This window comes from Lysobacter zhanggongensis (assembly GCF_046638635.1).
Lineage (GTDB): Bacteria > Pseudomonadota > Gammaproteobacteria > Xanthomonadales > Xanthomonadaceae > Novilysobacter > Novilysobacter luteus.
Map to the genome: position 1 here is coordinate 1 of NZ_JBJXHK010000046.1, position 18069 is coordinate 18069.

At 68.8% G+C, this 18069-nt stretch carries 18 protein-coding genes and 2 pseudogenes; 16 read left to right on the forward strand and 4 right to left on the reverse strand.

Features of this window, described 5'->3' with window-relative positions:
* From ACKVMH_RS09030 to ACKVMH_RS09050, 5 genes are all read left to right on the forward strand, one after another.
* Positions 1-241: hypothetical protein (locus ACKVMH_RS09030; protein ID WP_412700033.1), on the forward strand; the 241-nt coding region annotated here is incomplete at its 5' end.
* A gap of 124 nt (positions 242-365) precedes the next feature.
* Positions 366-773, forward strand: a complete 408-nt coding sequence (locus ACKVMH_RS09035; RefSeq protein ID WP_412700034.1) for a hypothetical protein — start codon at positions 366-368, stop codon at positions 771-773.
* Between the two features lie 38 nt (positions 774-811).
* Positions 812-1462, forward strand: coding sequence for a C39 family peptidase (locus ACKVMH_RS09040; RefSeq protein WP_412700035.1), 651 nt, complete (start codon positions 812-814; stop codon positions 1460-1462).
* A gap of 128 nt (positions 1463-1590) precedes the next feature.
* Positions 1591-1959: a hypothetical protein gene (locus ACKVMH_RS09045; protein ID WP_412700036.1), complete on the forward strand. Its 369-nt coding sequence runs from the start codon at positions 1591-1593 to the stop codon at positions 1957-1959.
* A 28-nt stretch (positions 1960-1987) separates the two neighbouring features.
* Entirely contained in the window at positions 1988-3427 is a 1440-nt protein-coding gene (locus ACKVMH_RS09050; protein ID WP_412700037.1) for an acetate kinase, read from the forward strand.
* A gap of 16 nt (positions 3428-3443) precedes the next feature.
* Here ACKVMH_RS09050 and ACKVMH_RS09055 read toward each other — a convergent pair whose 3' ends face one another.
* Complete coding sequence (locus ACKVMH_RS09055) at positions 3444-4790, reverse strand: M28 family metallopeptidase (RefSeq protein ID WP_412700038.1); 1347 nt, start codon at positions 4788-4790, stop codon at positions 3444-3446.
* Between the two features lie 209 nt (positions 4791-4999).
* On the opposite strand from ACKVMH_RS09055, the gene ACKVMH_RS09060 reads away from it, so the two are divergent.
* Positions 5000-5401, forward strand: a complete 402-nt coding sequence (locus ACKVMH_RS09060; RefSeq protein ID WP_412700039.1) for a hypothetical protein — start codon at positions 5000-5002, stop codon at positions 5399-5401.
* Between the two features lie 95 nt (positions 5402-5496).
* The gene (locus ACKVMH_RS09065) at positions 5497-5664 is read left to right on the forward strand and encodes a hypothetical protein (RefSeq protein ID WP_412700040.1); all 168 of its coding nucleotides are present in this window, start codon (positions 5497-5499) and stop codon (positions 5662-5664) included.
* A gap of 169 nt (positions 5665-5833) precedes the next feature.
* Here ACKVMH_RS09065 and ACKVMH_RS09070 read toward each other — a convergent pair whose 3' ends face one another.
* Both ACKVMH_RS09070 and ACKVMH_RS09075 read right to left on the reverse strand, forming a co-directional pair.
* Complete coding sequence (locus tag ACKVMH_RS09070; RefSeq protein WP_412700041.1) at positions 5834-6520, reverse strand: hypothetical protein; 687 nt, start codon at positions 6518-6520, stop codon at positions 5834-5836.
* Positions 6521-6683: 163 nt separating this feature from the next.
* Complete coding sequence (locus ACKVMH_RS09075) at positions 6684-6953, reverse strand: hypothetical protein (protein WP_412700042.1); 270 nt, start codon at positions 6951-6953, stop codon at positions 6684-6686.
* A 367-nt stretch (positions 6954-7320) separates the two neighbouring features.
* On the opposite strand from ACKVMH_RS09075, the gene ACKVMH_RS09080 reads away from it, so the two are divergent.
* From ACKVMH_RS09080 to ACKVMH_RS09095, 4 genes are all read left to right on the forward strand, one after another.
* Complete coding sequence (locus ACKVMH_RS09080) at positions 7321-9141, forward strand: copper resistance system multicopper oxidase (protein ID WP_412700043.1); 1821 nt, start codon at positions 7321-7323, stop codon at positions 9139-9141.
* 170 nt (positions 9142-9311) lie between these two features.
* Positions 9312-10091, forward strand: a complete 780-nt coding sequence (locus ACKVMH_RS09085) for a copper resistance protein B (RefSeq protein WP_412700044.1) — start codon at positions 9312-9314, stop codon at positions 10089-10091.
* Positions 10092-10149: 58 nt separating this feature from the next.
* Positions 10150-10665, forward strand: a complete 516-nt coding sequence (locus ACKVMH_RS09090; protein WP_412700045.1) for a DUF411 domain-containing protein — start codon at positions 10150-10152, stop codon at positions 10663-10665.
* A 72-nt stretch (positions 10666-10737) separates the two neighbouring features.
* Positions 10738-11154: a hypothetical protein gene (locus tag ACKVMH_RS09095; RefSeq protein WP_412700046.1), complete on the forward strand. Its 417-nt coding sequence runs from the start codon at positions 10738-10740 to the stop codon at positions 11152-11154.
* A gap of 3 nt (positions 11155-11157) precedes the next feature.
* On the opposite strand, the gene ACKVMH_RS09100 is transcribed toward ACKVMH_RS09095, so the two are convergent.
* The gene (locus tag ACKVMH_RS09100; protein ID WP_412700047.1) at positions 11158-12201 is read right to left on the reverse strand and encodes a LysR family transcriptional regulator; all 1044 of its coding nucleotides are present in this window, start codon (positions 12199-12201) and stop codon (positions 11158-11160) included.
* A gap of 130 nt (positions 12202-12331) precedes the next feature.
* Between ACKVMH_RS09100 and ACKVMH_RS09105 the strand changes: the two genes are divergently transcribed.
* From ACKVMH_RS09105 to ACKVMH_RS09125, 5 genes and pseudogenes are all read left to right on the forward strand, one after another.
* Complete coding sequence (locus ACKVMH_RS09105; protein ID WP_412700048.1) at positions 12332-12547, forward strand: DUF2798 domain-containing protein; 216 nt, start codon at positions 12332-12334, stop codon at positions 12545-12547.
* A 168-nt stretch (positions 12548-12715) separates the two neighbouring features.
* Positions 12716-13329: pseudogene (locus tag ACKVMH_RS09110) on the forward strand (efflux RND transporter periplasmic adaptor subunit); the annotation flags it as partial.
* 6 nt (positions 13330-13335) lie between these two features.
* Positions 13336-14007 (forward strand): annotated as a pseudogene (locus ACKVMH_RS09115) (efflux RND transporter periplasmic adaptor subunit); the annotation flags it as partial.
* Positions 14008-14012: 5 nt separating this feature from the next.
* Positions 14013-17180, forward strand: a complete 3168-nt coding sequence (locus ACKVMH_RS09120; RefSeq protein ID WP_412700050.1) for an efflux RND transporter permease subunit — start codon at positions 14013-14015, stop codon at positions 17178-17180.
* Positions 17173-18069: TolC family protein (locus ACKVMH_RS09125; RefSeq protein WP_412700049.1), on the forward strand; the 897-nt coding region annotated here is incomplete at its 3' end. The genes ACKVMH_RS09120 and ACKVMH_RS09125, both read left to right, overlap by 8 nt.

Genomic DNA, 18069 nt, shown 5'->3' on the forward strand with positions numbered 1-18069 from the left:
TGACGGCGGCGCAGGGAGGGGCGGCGACGGCAACGGCGGCAACGGCAACGGTGGCGACGGCGGCCGTGGCGGCGATGGCGGCTCGATCGCCAACGACGCCGGCAGCTTCGACATGTCCAACCACATGAACGGCTCGGCCAACGCGGCGGCCGGCATCATGGTGGTGGCGCAGAACAGTGGCGCGGCCTCGCTGATCCAGCAGGCGGTCACCGTGCAGGCCAACCTGACCGTCGGTCAGTAACGGCTCCAACGCCCGCGTCCCGGGATCCGGGGCGCGGGACCCACAGCTGCCAGCGGGCAGCCCGGCAGGCGGCAGCGGCGACGCTGCCGCCCTCGTGCATCGGCGCCCGCCCAGGAGTAAGCACATGCGCCCCAATTCTTTCCTGCGTCCCGGCCGGGGACTGGTGACCCTGGTCGCCGCCTCGTGCCTTGCGCTGCCTGTACTGGCTACCCCCGGCGACCCTGGCGCGCCAGCGGCTGCATCTGCCCCCACCACGGTCGAGGGCCTTGGCATCGCGCTCGACGCCGGCGGCCTGGACGGCCTGCGCGGTGGCGACGGGGTGCAGCTCGACCTGGTCGAGAACACCGCGCGCACCAATGGCGAGGTCACCGACAACCACGCAGAGAACATCATCAGCGGCAACAACACGCTCTCCGGGGAAGCCTTTTCCAATGCGAGCGGCATCAACACGGCGATCCAGAACAGTGGCTCCAACGTGCTGATCCAGAACGCGACCGTGGTCAACGTGCAGTTTGCGGACCCCAGCCTGTGAAGCGGCTTGCGGTACTCGCGGCTCCCGTGCTCCTGGCCATGGCCCTGCCGGGGCCGGTGGGGGCGTCGTCGCTGGGCGTGCGCACCCCGCATGGAGGCGCCTACACGCTCAAGGTCACCAGCCTCAAGGAAGCACGCTACGCGACGACGGTGCCGCAGCAGTACGACTTCAGTTGCGGCTCGGCGGCGACCGCAACCCTGCTGACCTACCAGTACGGCCACGCGGTGAGCGAGCAGGACGTGTTCGTGCAGATGTACCGCGATGGCGACCGCCGCAAGATCCGCGCGGAAGGGTTCTCGCTGCTGGACATGCGGCGTTACCTGGAGTCGCTGGGGTTTGCCGCCGACGGCTTCGAATTGCCGCTCGACGAACTGGAAGAAGAAGGCCTGCCCGCGATCGTGTTGCTCAACGACCGCGGCTACCGGCACTTCGTGGTGGTCAAGGGCGTGCGCGACGGCCGCGTGCTGCTGGGCGACCCGGCCCGCGGCACCCGGGCGATGTCGCGCGAGCGCTTCGAGGCGCTATGGGACAACGGCGTGTTGTTCGTGATCCACAACCGGCGCGAGCTGGCCGGATTCAACCAGCCCGTCGACTGGCGCACCGCGCCGCCAGCACCACTGCAGTCCGGCATCGGCCGGCGGGGTCTCGGCGACATCGTCATTCCGAAGTTCGGACCGGGAGACAGCTGATGGACGCATGCAGGCGCGCAGTCGCACTGCTGGTATTGGCCTTGGCCTGCGGAGGCGCAGGAGCGGGCGAGGGGAGCGGGGCCCTTGGGCCGGAGTGGGTGGCGGTAAGCGCGGAGCGCCTGGACCACATGCGGGGCGGCTTCCAGCTGCCATCCGGGCTTGTGCTGTCGTTCGGCATCGAGCGGCTGGTGTACGTGAACGGCACGCTGGTCGCACAAGCCAGCGTCCAGATCCCGGACGTCAGCGCGATGACCCCGGAGCAGGCGCAGGACCTTGCAGAAATGAAACAGGGGATGCTCGTCCAGATCGGGGGCGGCAACACGTTCGCTCCATCAGGCGCGGTAGACGGCGTGGTGATCCAGAACACCCTGGATGGGCAGGACATCCTCACGTTGACCACGCTCGACGTCGGCGTCGGGACGCTGGGTATGTTCCAGCACCTCAACGCAAACGCGGCGCTGCAGGACGCCCTGAACCGGGCGCCCGGCTCGCCCTGAGACCCCCGAAGCAAGGACAGGCCAACCGATGGACAACCACAAGGGGTGCACCACCATTGCCATGGTGGTGATCGCCAACTGCCTGTCGCTGGCGATTGCCGGCGAGGTACGGGCGCAGAGCGCGGGGTCGGACACGCGGCTGGAGACGCTGCAGCAACAGGTCAACGCCCAGAGCGCGCGGCTGGACCAGTTGCGCGACCAACTGGCCGCGCAGGAACGCAACGTGTCCGAGCTGCAACGGGCACTCGACCTGGAGCGGCTGGCCAGCACCCGGGCGCGCGGCACAGGGGATGGAGCGGGGCAGGGTGTCGCCGCGAGCGACCCCGCCGCGTCCGCCACGGCGATGCTGGCCGCGGCCGTGGCTGCGCAGGCGGCACCGGGTGCACAGGACGACGCTACAGGCGAGGGCGTCGCCGTCGATCGCGCCGTGGCGCAGGGCGACCGGCCGCCCCCGCAACCTGTCGGCCGTGCGCCGGAGCAGGACCTGCGCCCGCCCGAGGTCGCCCAGATCTTCGACCAGCCGGGCGTGCTGACCCCGTCGGGCACGTTCGTGCTCGAGCCGTCGCTGCAGTTCGGCTACTCGTCCAGCAATCGCGTCGCACTGGTCGGCTACACCATCATTCCGGCCATCCTGATCGGCCTCATCGATGTCCGCCAGGTCAAGACCAGCACGGGTACCGCGGCGCTCACCGGGCGGATGGGCATCGGCAACCGCTTCGAGCTCGAAGCCAAGGTGCCGTACGTCTACAGCAGCAGCGACACCGTGAGCCGCGAGATCTTTACCGGCACGGCGGTCGAGAATGTCTTCACCTCCAGCGGCAAGGGCCTGGGCGACATCGAGGCCACCGCACGCATGCAGCTCAACCGCGGTGGGCCCGACAAGGCGTTCTACGTCGGCTGGCTGCGCTACAAGAGCCGCACAGGGCGGGATCCGTTCGAAGTGGTGACCGACTGCGTCACGCGCTGCGTCGCCAATGCCACCGGCACCGGGTTGCCGTTGGAGCTGCCGACCGGCAGCGGCTTCTCGTCGCTGCAGCCGGGCGTGACCTGGCTGTTCCCCTCCGACCCCGTGGTGTTCTTCGGGAGCCTGAGCTACCTGCACAACTTCAAGCGCGACGGGGTCTCGCGCACCGTGCTGACCGGCGCGCCGCCGGAGTTCCCGCAGACCGCGACCGAGCCGATCGGCGAGGTCGAGGCGGGCGACATCTGGGGGTTCAACTTCGGCATGGGGCTGGCGCTCAACGAGAAGGCCTCGATCAGCATCGGCTACGACGCCAGCTTCATCGGCAAGACACAACAGAACGGTGCGGACGCCCCCGGCGCGGTGCGAATCACCCTTGGCACGTTACTGCTCGGCGCTTCGTACCGGTTCAGCGACCGCCACACCCTCAACGTCGCGCTCGGCGTCGGCGTCACCCGCGACACGCCGGACATGACCCTGACCGCGCGGGTGCCGATTTCACTCTGAGGAATTTCGGGCAGCGCTACGGCGCGGTGGCGTATCCGCCGAAGCTGCCCGCCGCCCCCGGGAACACGACAGGGCTCTCCGCGCCATTGGTGCCGACCGCCGACACCCCGAAGAAGTAGTTGTCGATGACCACGTTCTCCAGCGTGTAAGTGTCCACGTTGCCGACGTAGCGGCTGTGGGTCCATTGCGGCTCGGTGGTGAGGCGCCAGTGGATGCGGTAGCCGGCCAGCCCGGGCGCCTGCGTCGCCGGTGGCCGGGTCCAGCGCAGCGTCGTGTCGGCCGTCACCGCGCCCTCGATGCCGACATCGGCCGGCGGCGGCGGTGCCCACGCCATCCCGGCAAGGCTGACGGCATTCAGGGCCGTCAGCTTGGCCGCATAGGCGAAGTCGACCCCGTCGAGGGTGTCGCCGTAGGTCACGCCGTCCTCGGTACGCAGGTCCTGGTGCTGGCGGTCGTAGTGCTCGTTGGTCTCCATCACGCGCACCGCCGGGGCGCCGACGTCGTTGAACGGCCGATGGTGGCCGCCGCGACCGAAGCGGTCGAGCCGGTAGACCATCATCACGTCGAGGTTGGGGACGTACCGGTCGGCCATGCGGTCGATGTACCGTGCGAGGTTGCGCGAAGGCGAATCGACTTCGCCGCCGGTGAACCGCCGGGCGCGGGCTTCCTCGGGCGTCTCGGTGACGCGGGTGCCTTCGGAGAACACCCGGGCGGTGGTGTTGTCGACCACGCCATTGATGCCGGCGATGTTGCCGATCATGTCGTTGTTGAGGACCGCCTCGATGCGCCAGCCCCCGGCCTTGGCGTGGTCGGCCAGGATCCTGCCGCCGAACAGGCCCTGTTCCTCGCCGGCCAGCGCGGCGTAGACGATCGTGCCGTTGAACCGGTGCCTGGAAAGCACGCGTGCCGCCTCGAGCGTGCCGGCGATGCCGGACGCGTTGTCATTGGCGCCGGGCGAGTCGGAGGTGGAGTCCATGACGTCGGACACCCGCGAATCGATGTCTCCACTCATGATGACGACGCGGTCGGGGTCGGCCGAGCCACGCTGGATGGCGATCACGCTGACGACCTCGACCGGATCGGGGATGCGTGTTTCGCTGGACACGGTGTCGCTGACGGTGACGACCTCCAGGCAGCCACCGCAGCTCTTCGAGATGCGCTCGAACTCGGCCTGGATCCAGCGCCGTGCGGCCCCGATGCCGCGGGTGTCGGATGCCGTTTCCGACAGGGTGTGGCGGGTACCGAAGCCGACCAGCGTGCGGATGTCGGCCTCGATGCGGGCCGGGGAGGGCGCAACCGCGATGTCGTGCAGCGCCGCGACCTCCGCGGGTGGCGTCGCCGCGCGGGCGGCAGCGAAAGACATGGCGAGGCAGCAAGCTGCCGCGATGGACGAGAGTCTCATGGCCATTCCAGTGGTATCCGGACCCCGAGCGTAGTGTCCTCAAGGCCACCGCGTAAACGGTTGCGATGCGCCCGAAGTCGATTTCCCGAGTGCCACGCGCGGCATTCACCGATGCCGGCGGGCCGGCCGATCGGCGAGGCTGTCGAGCCATCCCACGGCAAAGGAATGCCATGAATCCCGTCGCACTCATTGTGTTGCCGCTGCTGTTGTTGGGGACGCCGGTCTTCGCGCAGTCCGTCCACAAATGTGTCGACGACCGCGGAGGCGTCACGTACCAGTCGGGCGACTGCACTGACGGGCGGAGCGTCCGCTCATGGAACGCCGGTTCGCCTGCGGTACCGGATCTGGAAGCGCGCAAGGCCAGGGAACGCGCCAATTCCGCGTATTTGCGCAAACTTGCGAAGCGCCATCGTGGTGGCTCCGGGGGGGGCGGCGCCATCAGCGGACACCGCGATGCACGCAAGTGCGAGGCCGCCAGGAACCGGCGATCCAGGGCAGAGGCAAGCACCAATCGACTGACGCTCGCGCAACTTGAGAAGCTTGGTGATGACGTCTACGAGGCTTGCAAGTAGGTAGGCGTGCTGCTTCAAGCGAGGCCGGGGGCGCCGGCACCTATGATGCGCGTGGGCCGTGGCCCGTCGAGTCACAGGGATGGTTGGGGATCGATATGAGCATGCAGCTTTGGCTGGTCGTGACGCTGGTTCCGCTGGTTGGCGGCGCACTCCTGATCTACGCGGGGCACAAGCGGCCCGCGTGGCGGGCGCCGATCCGGTGGGCCGCGACCGGGATCATCATGTACGTGCTGTTCGTTGAAGTAGCCCGGTTGCTGGCCTGACAGGGGGCGACAGCTCGGGCACGTCGCAGCGTGATCGCAGGTGGGGCTCAGGCATCTGGGACTCAGGCCTCTGTGCTGTTTACATAATATGCATTATGCGAAATCGTAGAGCGGACGTTGCTGAATGCCGCGCCTCCTCTGAGCTGGATACTGCGAGGCCGCCAGACCCTTATTGGCTGGCGGTCTCCGCATGCCTTCCATCGTCTCCATCCGAGCTCTCGAGGCTCTGTGCAAACTCCGGGAAGGTCTCTTCCAGCGGCGCCTCATCCGGCAGGACGTAGAACACTCCACCCCGCTGGAACGTCGGGCTGACCACATCCTCGTAAAAGTCGGGCGAAACGTTGATGCACCCGTGACTGATGCGGTTGTCGTCGGGCGTCGGCGATGCGAGGCGTTCCGGGCGACGCTCGGACGGCACACCCGTTGCGGTCGGATGGATGGAAACGGCGGAATCGTAGTCCACCCAGAGCACGCGTCCGGCGTCGAGCGACGGACCGAATCCGCCTACGAAACGACCAGCCGGCGTAGTGCGATCCCGGCCCGGGATCTCGCGTAGCGCCAGGCCGGCGATGCCCGGGGCCGCATGGTCGCCAACCGCCGAACCGAAGAGCCCGGGGGCCGCACCGCGAAGCCGCCCGTCTCCGCCAAACACCAGGATCTGCGCGGCGGCCTTGTCGATGACGGCGAACGGATACCCCTGGCTGTCATTCGATGCGACCACCCATCCCGCGAGCTCGATCACGGTGGCGGACACGTCCTGGCCTTGCGGAAGTTGATCGACTGCGGCGACGGGTCGCGCGGGTGCGTCTTCCGCGCTGGCCGCGCCAAAACTGGCGAATGCCAACGCGAGGGCCAATGCACCATTGACGGCGCGCGTCGCGGGATGAGTGCGTGTACGGATGGGACGTCCTCCGTTGAACTGGAACTGCGAAAAGATGCCAAGGACCTGGGAGGCGGTTGACCTACAAGGGCAACCGACTCCGGTTCAGGCCGTCAGGCGCAAAAAGTTTGGTGCGCTATCAACCGCGCGGAACGCGACGCGGCCCGGTCTCGAGCTGCTGGACGCGGCTCTCGATCTGGTCCAGACGCTGGTTGGCGCGCTGTGCGGACTGGTTGGCGGACTCGGCGCTCTGCGCGGCGCTCTGCACCCGCGTGTCGAGCTGGTCGAGGCGCGAGTTGATACCCGCGAACTCGTCGTCGTAGGTGGCACAGGCGCCAAGGCCCAAGGTGGCGATGATTGCCACGGCGAGCGTACGGGCGATCGCGAGGTTCGGTTTGGTCATGGGCATTTCAAATCCTCCTTCGTCATAGGTCTCCGGAATATAGCCGCCTTATGGACGGCCCCGTAAACCGCTTTCAGCTGACGTTGGAGTACGTGGATGATCTGTGAAAGTCGCCACGAAACGGGCGTGCATGTGGACGCTTTTGCCGGTCCGCGCAAGCCACCGCACTGTCCGGCCGAAGCCGCCAACAGCTGCCGGCGGGGCCCCGAAGCTCAGGGGAGCGGTCCGTGTCGCGTTCTGGGGTGCGCTGGCGATGGCCCTGACTGCCGGAGTGGGACGCCTGTTCGGCGCAGCCGTTTGACCTTCCCGCCGTGGGAACCCGTAACCTGCTCCTTTCGTGCGGCCGTGCAACTCCGGCCCTGTCCGGATTCCGATGTCTCCACGCAAGCCCACCAGCCCCTGGTCGCCCCATCTCCACCGTGATGCCAGCGCGGTAGACGGCAGCCGCCGACGGTTCGTTACCGGCCTGGCCGCGGCCGGCCTCGCCGGGGGCGCAGGATTGTGGCGACTGCCAGCGTTCGCCGCCGACGCCGCGGCCCCCGGCCCCGTGGAACTGCGTGGCACCGATTTCGACCTGTCGATCGGGCGTGCACCGGTCAACTTCACCGGCCGCACGCGCCCGGCGACCACCGTCAACGGTTCCCTGCCCGGGCCGCTGCTGCGCTGGCGCGAGGGCGACACGGTCACCTTGCGGGTGGCCAACCGGCTTCGCGACGAGCCGGCCTCGATCCACTGGCACGGCATCCTGTTGCCGGCCAACATGGACGGCGTTCCCGGCCTGAGCTTCGACGGCATCCACCCGGGCGAGACCTGGACCTACCGCTTCACGCTGCAGCAGTCGGGGACCTACTGGTACCACAGCCACTCGATGTACCAGGAGCAGGCCGGCCTGTACGGCGCCATCGTGGTGGACCCGCTGCAACCGCCGCCGTTCCATTACGACCGCGAGCACGTGGTGTTGCTGTCGGACTGGACTGACATGGACCCGGCCGCGCTGTTCGCGCGCATGAAGAAGATGTCCGAACACGACAACTTCTACCGGCGCACGGCGGGCGACTTCCTCGGCAACGTCGGTCGCAACGGCCTGGAGGCCACGCTGGCCGACCGCGGAATGTGGGGGCGGATGCGGATGACGCCGACCGACATCTCCGACATCAATGCCCACACCTACACCTACCTGCTCAACGGCACCGCGCCCGCGGGCAACTGGACCGGGTTGTTCCGCCCGGGCGAGAAGGTGCTGCTGCGCTTCATCAACGCTTCGGCGATGACCTACTTCGACATCCGCATCCCCGGACTGAAGATGACGGTGGTCGCCGCCGACGGCCAGTACGTGCACCCGGTCAGCGTCGACGAGTTCCGCATCGCCGTGGCCGAGACGTTCGACGTGCTGGTCGAGCCGACTGGCGCAGATGCGTTCGCCATCTTCGCGCAGGACATGGGCCGCACCGGCTATGCGCGCGGAACCCTCGCCGTCCGCCACGGGCTGGCCCCCGACGTCCCACCGCTGGACCCGCGACCGCTGTTGACCATGGACGACATGGGCCACGGCGGGATGTCGCATGCCGGCATGGACCACGGCCAGGCGGCGCAGATGAAGGGCATGGAAGGTGGCTGCGGCGCCCACATGGGGCATGCGATGCCGGCCATGGACCACGCCGCCGGTGGCATGCAGCAGCACCCGGCCAGCGAGGCCGGCAACCCGCTGGTCGACATGCAGACGATGTCGCCCGTCCCGCGCCTGGACGACCCCGGCATCGGCCTGCGCGACAACGGCCGCAAGGTGCTGGCGTACTCGGACCTGCGCAGCACCTTCGAAGACCCCGATGGGCGCGAGCCATCACGCACCGTCGAACTGCACCTGACCGGCCACATGGAGAAGTTCGCCTGGTCGTTCGATGGTTTGAAGTTCGACGACGCCGAGCCGCTTCGGCTGAACTACGGCGAGCGCATGCGCATTGTCCTGGTCAACGACACGATGATGACCCACCCCATCCACCTGCACGGCATGTGGAGCGACCTGGAGGGCGAGGACGGCGGCTTCATGGTCCGCAAGCACACCGTCGACATGCCGCCGGGGACGAAACGCAGCTACCGGGTGCGCGCCGACGCCCTCGGCCGCTGGGCGTACCACTGCCACCTGCTGTACCACATGGAAGGCGGGATGATGCGCGAAGTGCGGGTGGTCGAATGACGCGCGCCGGCCTTCGCTTCCTGTCGTTGGTTGTCGCCGTGCTGGCAGGGGTTGCGAGTGCACCGTTGCTAGCGCAGGAGCATGAGCATGAGCATGAGCACCCACAGGAAGTAGCGCCGCCCCAGGAACCCGAGCCGGTTGTCGACCACTCGCAGATGGACCACTCGCAGATGGACCATTCGCAGCACACCACCGGAGAACCGCCGGCGGCCGCCCGGGTCACTGCCGCCGCCGCGCAACCGCGCACCCCGATCCCGGTGCTGACCGACGCCGACCGCGCGGCCGCGTTTCCCGAGTTGCACCACCGGATGAGCCACGGCTCCGGCATCCACGGGTTCCTGCTCGTCGATCGGCTCGAAGCGTGGGACGGCGACGACGGCAACGGACAAGGCTGGGAGCTGCAGGGCTGGCTGGGAGGCGACACCAACCGGGTCTGGCTGCGCAGCGAGGGCGAGCGCGAAGCCGGTAGTACCCACGCCGCCGATGTCGAAGTGCTGTACGGACGCGCGGTCTCGGCCTGGTGGGACGTGGTCGCCGGCGTGCGCCAGCAGACCCGACCGGGTGACGCGCAGACCTGGGCCGCCATCGGCGTTCAGGGCCTGGCGCCCTACATGTTCGAGACCCAGGCGACGGCCTACCTGGGCGAGTCGGGCCAGGTCGAGGCGGTCGTCGAGGTCGAGTACGAGCTGCTGCTGACCAACCGGCTGATCCTGCAGCCCGTGGTGGAAGCAAGCTTCTTCGCGAAAGACGACGCTACGCGGGGCGTAGGCTCCGGGCTGGCGACGACCGAGGCCGGGCTGCGCCTGCGCTACGAGTTCACCCGCAGGTTCGCGCCCTACATCGGCCTGGTGCACGAACGTGCCCACGGCGGTACGGCCGATCTGCGCCACGGCGCCGGCGATCGCACGCGGGACACCCGCTGGGTCGTCGGCCTGCGCACCTGGTTCTAGCCGGCGCGCCGGCCAACCTGCAAGAATCCCGATCGAGACACAGACGAGAACGCCCGTGATGAAAGCCCTGCCCGCCCTCCTCGCCGCCGTCGCGCTCGCGGCCGCCCTGCCGGCCTGCGCCGGCAACAACCCGGCGCCAGCCAGCGCCGCGCAGGCGGACGTCCATGTTGCCGCTTCACCGGTTGCCGAGACCCTCCCGCGCCTGCTGGTGCACAAGAGTCCGAGCTGCGGCTGCTGCGTGCACTGGGTTGAGCACATGCGCGAGGCCGGCTTCCCGGTCGAGGTGCGCGATGTCGACGACGTGCATGCGGTGAAGGAGCGCGTCGGCGTGCCCACCGGCAAGGCGTCGTGCCATACAGCAGAAGTCGCCGGCTACTTCATCGAGGGCCACGTGCCCGCCACGGACGTCAAGCGCCTGCTGGCCGAGTCGCCCGAGGCACGTGGGCTGGCGGTGCCGGGCATGCCGGCCGGTTCGCCCGGCATGGAGATGCCGGACGGCCGCGTCCAACCGTACGCGGTTGAGCTCGTGGCCACCGACGGCAGCAGCACCGAGTTTTCCCGCCACGGTGACTGACCCGTTGGGATTGCGGTCAGGCAACCGCGTCGCACTGCGCGACAATGGCGGCCTGACCTCCCGGGACCCACCATGTCGATCCGATCCAGAGCCAAGCGCGATGCCAGGCGCAAGCACCAGCGCGTGCCGCAGGGCATAGTGATGCCGCCCCGCCCCGGGGTGGAGGCACACGCCGACCTGCGCGATGCGCACGGCGAACTGCTGGGCGGCATTGCACGGCGCGAAGGCGAATGGGTGCTGGGGCTGGACGGCCGCATCGTCGGCGGCTCGGAAAGCCCGGCGACCCTGCTCGCGATGCTCCGGCGCGCGGCGGCGATCCAGGAAGAAGCCGGCCACACGGTGCGGCTCAAGTGCTCCGACGCCCTGCGTGACGCCGCCCACGAGGAAGCACGCGCACAGGGATTGAGCTTCGAGGCCTTCGAACAGCAGCTGGACCGTCGCCTGCGGGGCGAACACTCCGGCGACGGGTCATCGGCCGTCGCGCACTGACCCTCAGGCGGCGGCTTCCTCGTCTTCCTCGATGAGGCGGCGACGCGCCAAGCTCGACAGCGCCGCCGACGTGGCGGCCTTGGCCTTTGATTCCTGCTCGATGCCATCGCTGCAGCGGCGCATGTCCGGGCACTGGTGCTGCATGTAGTCGGCGTCGAAGTTCAAGCGGTTGACCAGGAAATCCACGAACGCGCGCACCTTCGGTGACTGCATCCGCCCGCCCGGGAACACCGCGTTGAACTCCATGTCGGGCCCGGTCCAGCCGGCCAGCACCCGCTGCACCACGCCCTGCTCGACGTAGCGCTTCACGGTGAGGTCGCTGGCCAGCATCACCCCTTCGCCACACAGCAGCGCGCCCTTGAGTGCGCCGGGGTCGTTGGCCACCAGCACCGGGTCGACCCGGTATTCGACGGTCCGCTGGCCGTCGTTGAGCGGCCACGCATAGCCGCCGTTTCGGCGGAACTTCTGGAACGTCAGCGCCCTGTGGTGCTGCAGGTCGTCAGGGTGCGCCGGTTCGCCGTGCCGCTCCAGGTAGGCGGTGGACGCGTACACCTGGCTGCGGAACACCGCCAAGCGCCTGGCGACCAGGTTGGAATCGGGCAGGTTGCCGAGCCGCAACGCCACGTCGGTCTCGGTGTCGATCAGGTCGAGCGACTCGTTGGCCAGCACCATCTCGACCCGCACCTCCGGGTGCAGCGCGTGGAACTCGCCGAGCAATGGCGCGATCCAGGTAATGCCGACCGAGTACGGCGCGGTGAAGCGCAGCCAGCCGCGCGGGCCGCCCTGCAACTGGCCGACCGCGTTCTCGGCCTCGTCCAGTTCGTGGGCAATGCGCTTGCAGTGGTCGAAGTAGATGTTGCCGGCCTCGGTCAGGCCCAGCTTGCGCGTGGTGCGGTGCAGGAGCTGCGCGCCGAGGCGTGCCTCCAGGTCCTGCACCTTGCGGCTGACCGTGGTCTTGGGGAGGCGCAGTGCACGTGCCGCGCCGATGAAGCTGCCGTGCTCGACCACTTTCACGAAGATCAGGGTGTCGTTGAGATCGCGGGCCATCGTGAGCTCCTTCGCGCGAGCGTGTATTGGCCCGCAAGGGGGACAATTATTCCCCGATCTGCCGGCTAATCAAGGGCCGGCGAGGCGCCTAGGCTGCACTCCTGTCCCCAGCCCGCCGCCGGATCCGCCGATGTTCCTCACGCCCCGCCAAGCCCAGTTCGCCTTCGTGCCGGTGTTGTCGCTGGTCATGTCCGGCGTGATCAGGCTTGTGATGACGGCCTTGTACGCCAATGGCAGCAAGGCGTTCGTCGCCGCTTGGCTGTCGGGCTGGCTGCTCGCGTTCATCGTCGCGCTGCGGTCGCACTGGTGGTGGTGCCGATGGTGCGAACCGTGCTCTCGCGCCTGACCCGACCGGTCGACATCCCGTCAGCGGGAGTAAAAATCCCTGTGACGGGACAATGAACCGCGGAGCCGGGTCGCAACCGCTTATCCCATTTCAAGCAAGGAATCGCTCATGACCTCCCCCGCCCGCTCGCCCGCCCCTTCAGCCGTCCGATCCCTTCGCCCGGGCTTCCTGCCCGAGCTTTCCCTCGCCGTTGCCGCGCTGCTGGTGGTGGGCCTGTCCGGCTGCGGCAGCCAGGCCGCGCCCGGCAGCGCGATGCCGGCACCGCCGGTCAGCGTCGCCCGCGTGCTCGAAAAACCCGTGCAGCAATGGGACGAATACACCGGCCGCATCGAAGCGGTTACCTCTGTCGAGCTGCGCCCGCGCGTCAGCGGCTATGTCGACCGCATCGCGTTCGAGGAGGGCGAGGAAGTCCGCAAGGGCGACCTGCTCTTCGTGATCGACCCGCGCCCCTATCAGGCCACGCTGGCACAGGCCGAAGCCAACCTGGAGCGCGCACGCAGCGAGGCGCGGCTGGCACGCGCGCAGCATGAGCGCGCGCAGTCGCTGGTGGAGGCGCAGGCGATCTCGAGGGAGGAAGCCGAATCGCGCCGCGCCACTGCCGCACAGGGCGACGCCGCCGTCCGCGCGGCCGAGGCCGCCGTCGCGACTGCGCGGCTGGACCTGCAGTTCACCCAGGTCACGTCGCCGATCGACGGCCGCGCCGGGCGTGCGCTCGTCACCGTCGGCAACCTCGCCCAGTCCGATGCGACCGTACTCACCACGGTGGTCTCGCTCGACCCCGTCCANTGGACCTGCAGTTCACCCAGGTCACGTCGCCGATCGACGGCCGCGCCGGGCGTGCGCTCGTCACCGTCGGCAACCTCGCCCAGTCCGATGCGACCGTACTCACCACGGTGGTCTCGCTCGACCCCGTCCACGTCCATTTCGAAGGCGACGAGCAGACGTTCCTCGGCTACCGCGAGCTCGTGCGCAGCGGCGACCGCGCCGACTCCAGCAACCCGGTGCGGGTCGGCCTGGCCGGCGAGGAAGGCTATCCGCACGAGGGCGTTGTCGATTTCGTCGACAACCGGGTCGACCCGGCTACCGGCACCATCGAGCTGCGGGCGGTCCTGCCCAATCCGGACCGCGTCTTCACCCCGGGGTTGTTCGCCCGCGTCCAGCTGCTCGGACGGGAGCACGACAAGGCGTTGCTGGTCGACGACAAGGCGGTGCTGACGGACCAGGACCGCACCTACGTCTACGTGCTCGGCAAGGACAACGCCGCAGTGCGCAAGGACGTGGAATTGGGCGGCAAGGCCGGCGGGCTGCGCGTGGTCACCGCGGGCCTGGAGGCCGGCGACCGGGTGATCGTGCACGGCGTGCAGAAGGTGTTCCACCCGGGCATGCAGGTAGCGCCGCGGATGATCGCCATGGGTGCCCCACCCGCCAGCGACGCCGCCGGTCCGGCGGGGGCGAAGTAACGGCCATGGACTTCTCACGGTTCTTCATCGACCGCCCGATCTTCGCGGCGGTGCTCTCCATCGTGATCTTCGCCGGCGGCCTGATCTCGATCCCGTTGCTGCCGATCGGCGAGTACCCGGAGGTGGTTCCGCCGTCGGTGGTGGTCCGCACGGTGTACCCCGGTGCGAACCCGAAGGTGATCGCCGAGACCGTCGCGACCCCACTGGAGGAAGCGATCAACGGCGTCGAGGACATGATGTACACCAAGTCCGTGGCGGGCTCGGACGGCGTGCTGCAGATGACGGTCACGTTCCGGCCCGGTACCGATGCCGACGAGGCCGCGGTGCGGGTGCAGAACCGCGTGAGCCAGGCGCTGTCGCGGCTGCCCGAGGACGTCCGGCGCCAGGGCGTCACCACCCAGAAGCAGTCGCCGACCTTCCTGATGGTGGTGCACCTGACATCACCGCAGGGCAAGTACGACACGCTGTACCTGCGCAACTACGCGCGCCTGCACGTCAAGGACCGGCTGTCGCGCATCACCGGCGTCGGCGACGCGCAGGTGTTCGGCGGCGGCGACTACGCGATGCGCGCCTGGCTCGACCCGGACCGCATCGCCTCGCGCGGTCTGACCGCCGGTGACGTGGTGCGGGCAATGCGCGAGCAGAACGTGCAGGTGTCGGCCGGCCAGCTCGGCGCGGAGCCGATGCCCGACAGCGACTTCCTCACGCTGATCAATGCGCGCGGCCGCCTGCGCACGCCGGCGGAGTTCGGCGACATCGTCCTCAAGCGCGGCGACGACGGCGAAACCGTCCGCCTGTCGGACGTTGCGCGGCTCGAACTCGGCGCGGGCGACTACACCCTGCGCTCCCAGCTGGACGGCAAGGACGCGGTGGGCATCGGCATTTTCCAGGCGCCGGGTGCCAATGCACTCGAGATACGCGACTCGGTGATCGCGACGATGGACGAGTTGTCCACGCGCTTCCCGGACGGCGTCGGGTACGAAGCCGTCTACGACACCACCATCTTCGTGCGCGACTCGATAAAGGCCGTGGTGACCACCCTGCTCGAGGCGGTGGTGCTGGTGGTGCTGGTGGTGATCCTGTTCCTGCAGACCTGGCGTGCGTCGATCATCCCGTTGATCGCGGTGCCGGTGTCCGTGGTCGGCACCTTCGCCGCGCTCCACCTGCTGGGCTTCTCGATCAACACCCTGAGCCTGTTCGGGTTGGTGCTGGCGATCGGCATCGTGGTCGACGACGCGATCGTCGTGGTCGAGAACGTCGAGCGCAACATCGAGGAGGGCCTGACCCCGCTCGCCGCCGCCCACCAGGCCATGCGCGAGGTCTCGGGGCCGATCATCGCCATCGCGCTGGTGCTGTGCGCGGTGTTCGTACCGATGGCCTTCCTGTCGGGCGTCACCGGCGAGTTCTATAAACAGTTCTCGGTGACCATCGCCATCTCGACCGTGATCTCGGCGATCAACTCGCTCACGCTGTCTCCCGCGTTGGCCGCCCGCCTGCTGAAGCCGCACGGCGCGCCCAAGGATCTGCCGTCGCGGCTGATCGAGCGGATGTTCGGCTGGCTGTTCCGTCCTTTCAACCGCTTCTTCAACACGAGCTCGGAGTGCTACCAGAAGGTGGTCTCGCGCAGCCTCGGCCGGCGCGGCGCGGTGTTCGTGGTGTACGCGGTGTTGCTGGTCGCCACGGGCCTGATGTTCAAGGCGGTCCCGGCCGGCTTCATCCCCACCCAGGACAAGCTGTACCTGATCGCCGGGGTTAAGCTGCCCGAAGGGGCGTCGCTCGCGCGCACGGACGCCATGTTGGCCCGGGTGGCTGACATCGCGATGGAGACCGACGGCGTCGCCCACGCGATCGCCTTCCCCGGCCTCAACGCGCTGCAGTTCACCAACACGCCCAACACCGGCGTGGTGTTCCTGCCGCTCAAGCCATTCGACCAGCGCGACCTCAGCGCGGCCGGGATCAACGCCGAGATCAACCGGAAGATCGGCGGGCTGCAGGAAGGCTTCGCGTTCTCGATGATGCCGCCGCCGATCCTCGGGCTGGGCAACGGCAACGGCTACCAGATGTTCATCGAGGACCGCGGCAACCTGGGCTACGGCGCCCTGCAGCAGGCGGTCAACGCCATGCAGGGCACGGTGGCCCAGACACCGGGCATGGGATTCCCGATCACCAGCTACCAGGCCAACGTCCCGCAGCTGGACGCCGAGGTGGACCGCGTCAAGGCCAAGGCGCAGGGCGTGCCGCTGACCGAGCTGTTCGACACCCTGCAGACCTACCTCGGCTCGTCGTACGTCAACGACTTCAACGAGTTCGGGCGGACCTGGCAGGTGATCGCGCAGGCCGACGCGCCGTTCCGCGACAGCATCGAGGACATCGGCAAGCTGCGCACCCGCAACGTCGATGGCGAGATGGTGCCGATCGGCTCGATGGTGGCCATGCACCGCACGTTCGGCCCCGACCCGGTGCTGCGCTACAACGGCTACCCCGGCGCCGACCTGGCCGGTGAAGCCGACCCGCGGGTGATGTCCTCCGCCCAGGCGATGGCCCGACTGCAGGCGATGGCCGACGAGGTACTGCCGGCCGGCATGGCGATCGAGTGGACCGACCTGAGCTACCAACAGGCGACCCAGGGCAACGCCGCGCTGGTGGTTTTCCCGCTGGCGATCCTGCTGGCGTTCCTGGTGCTCGCGGCGCTGTACGAAAGCTGGACCCTGCCGCTGGCGGTCATCCTGATCGTGCCGATGTGCATGCTTTCTGCGCTGACCGCGGTGTGGCTGACCGGTGGCGACAACAACGTCTTCGTGCAGGTCGGGCTGGTGGTGCTGATGGGCCTGGCATGCAAGAACGCGATCCTGATCGTGGAGTTCGCCCGCGAACTGGAAATCCAGGGCAAGGGCATCGTCGAGGCCGCGCTGGAGGCGTGCCGGTTGCGCCTGCGCCCCATCGTCATGACATCGATCGCGTTCATCGCCGGCACCGTGCCGCTGGTGCTCGCGTCCGGCGCGGGCGCGGAGGTCCGCTCCGCAACCGGCATCACCGTCTTCGCCGGCATGCTCGGCGTCACCGTCTTCGGTCTGTTCCTGACGCCCGTGTTCTACGTCGCCCTGCGCAAGCTGGTGTCGCGGCATGCCGGACGCCAGGCGCAGGTGGAACTCCAGGAGATCACCCATGCTTGAGTTGAACCCTGTCGCTGCGCGCCGGGTGCTCGTGGCATCCGTACTCACCGTCGCGCTGGCCGCGTGCATGGTCGGACCCGACCATGTGCGGCCATCGACACCGGTGGCCGCCCGGTTCGTCCATGAGCCCGCGGAACCGCTCACGCTGGCGCCGCAACCGCTGCCAGATGCGGACTTCTGGAACGCCTTCGACGACCCGATGCTGACCCATCTGGTCGACGAGGCACTGCTGGCCAACCACGACCTCCGCATCGCACTCACCCACTTCGATCGTGCCAACGCGTTGCTGCGTGGTGCCGGCCTCGACCGCTTCCCGACCATCACCGCCGGTGCCGAAGGTGCTGACGCGCGCGCCAGTGCGGACCAGGCCCCCGGGCTTGCACGCGGGGAACGCGATGGCGAGCGTTACTCGGCCGGTATCGAGATGGCCTGGGAGCTCGACCTGTTCGGCCGCGTCCGACGTGGGGTCGAATCGCAACGCGCCGAGGCCGCCGCCAGCGCCGCCGATCTGGCCGCATTGCAGGTCGCGATCGTCGCCGAGGTCGGGCGCAGCTACATCGAACTGCGCGGGTTGCAGGAGCGCTTGCAGGTCGCGCGCGACAACGCTGCAAACCAGCGCGAGACGTTGCGCATCGTGCAGGCACGCCTGGATGCAGGCAGCGCGACGGGTTTCGATCGCGCACGTGCCAGCGCGCAACTCGAGGCGACGCTGGCGCGCGTTCCGGCACTGGAAGCCGAGGCCGCGGTGCTGATCCACCGGCTCGCGGTGCTGGCCGGGAAGACCCCGGGTGCATTGGCCGTCGACCTCGCCCGGCCAGCCGGCCTGCCCGCCCTGCCCACGCCGGTCGATCCCGGCACGCCCGGCGAGCTGCTTCGCCGTCGCCCGGAC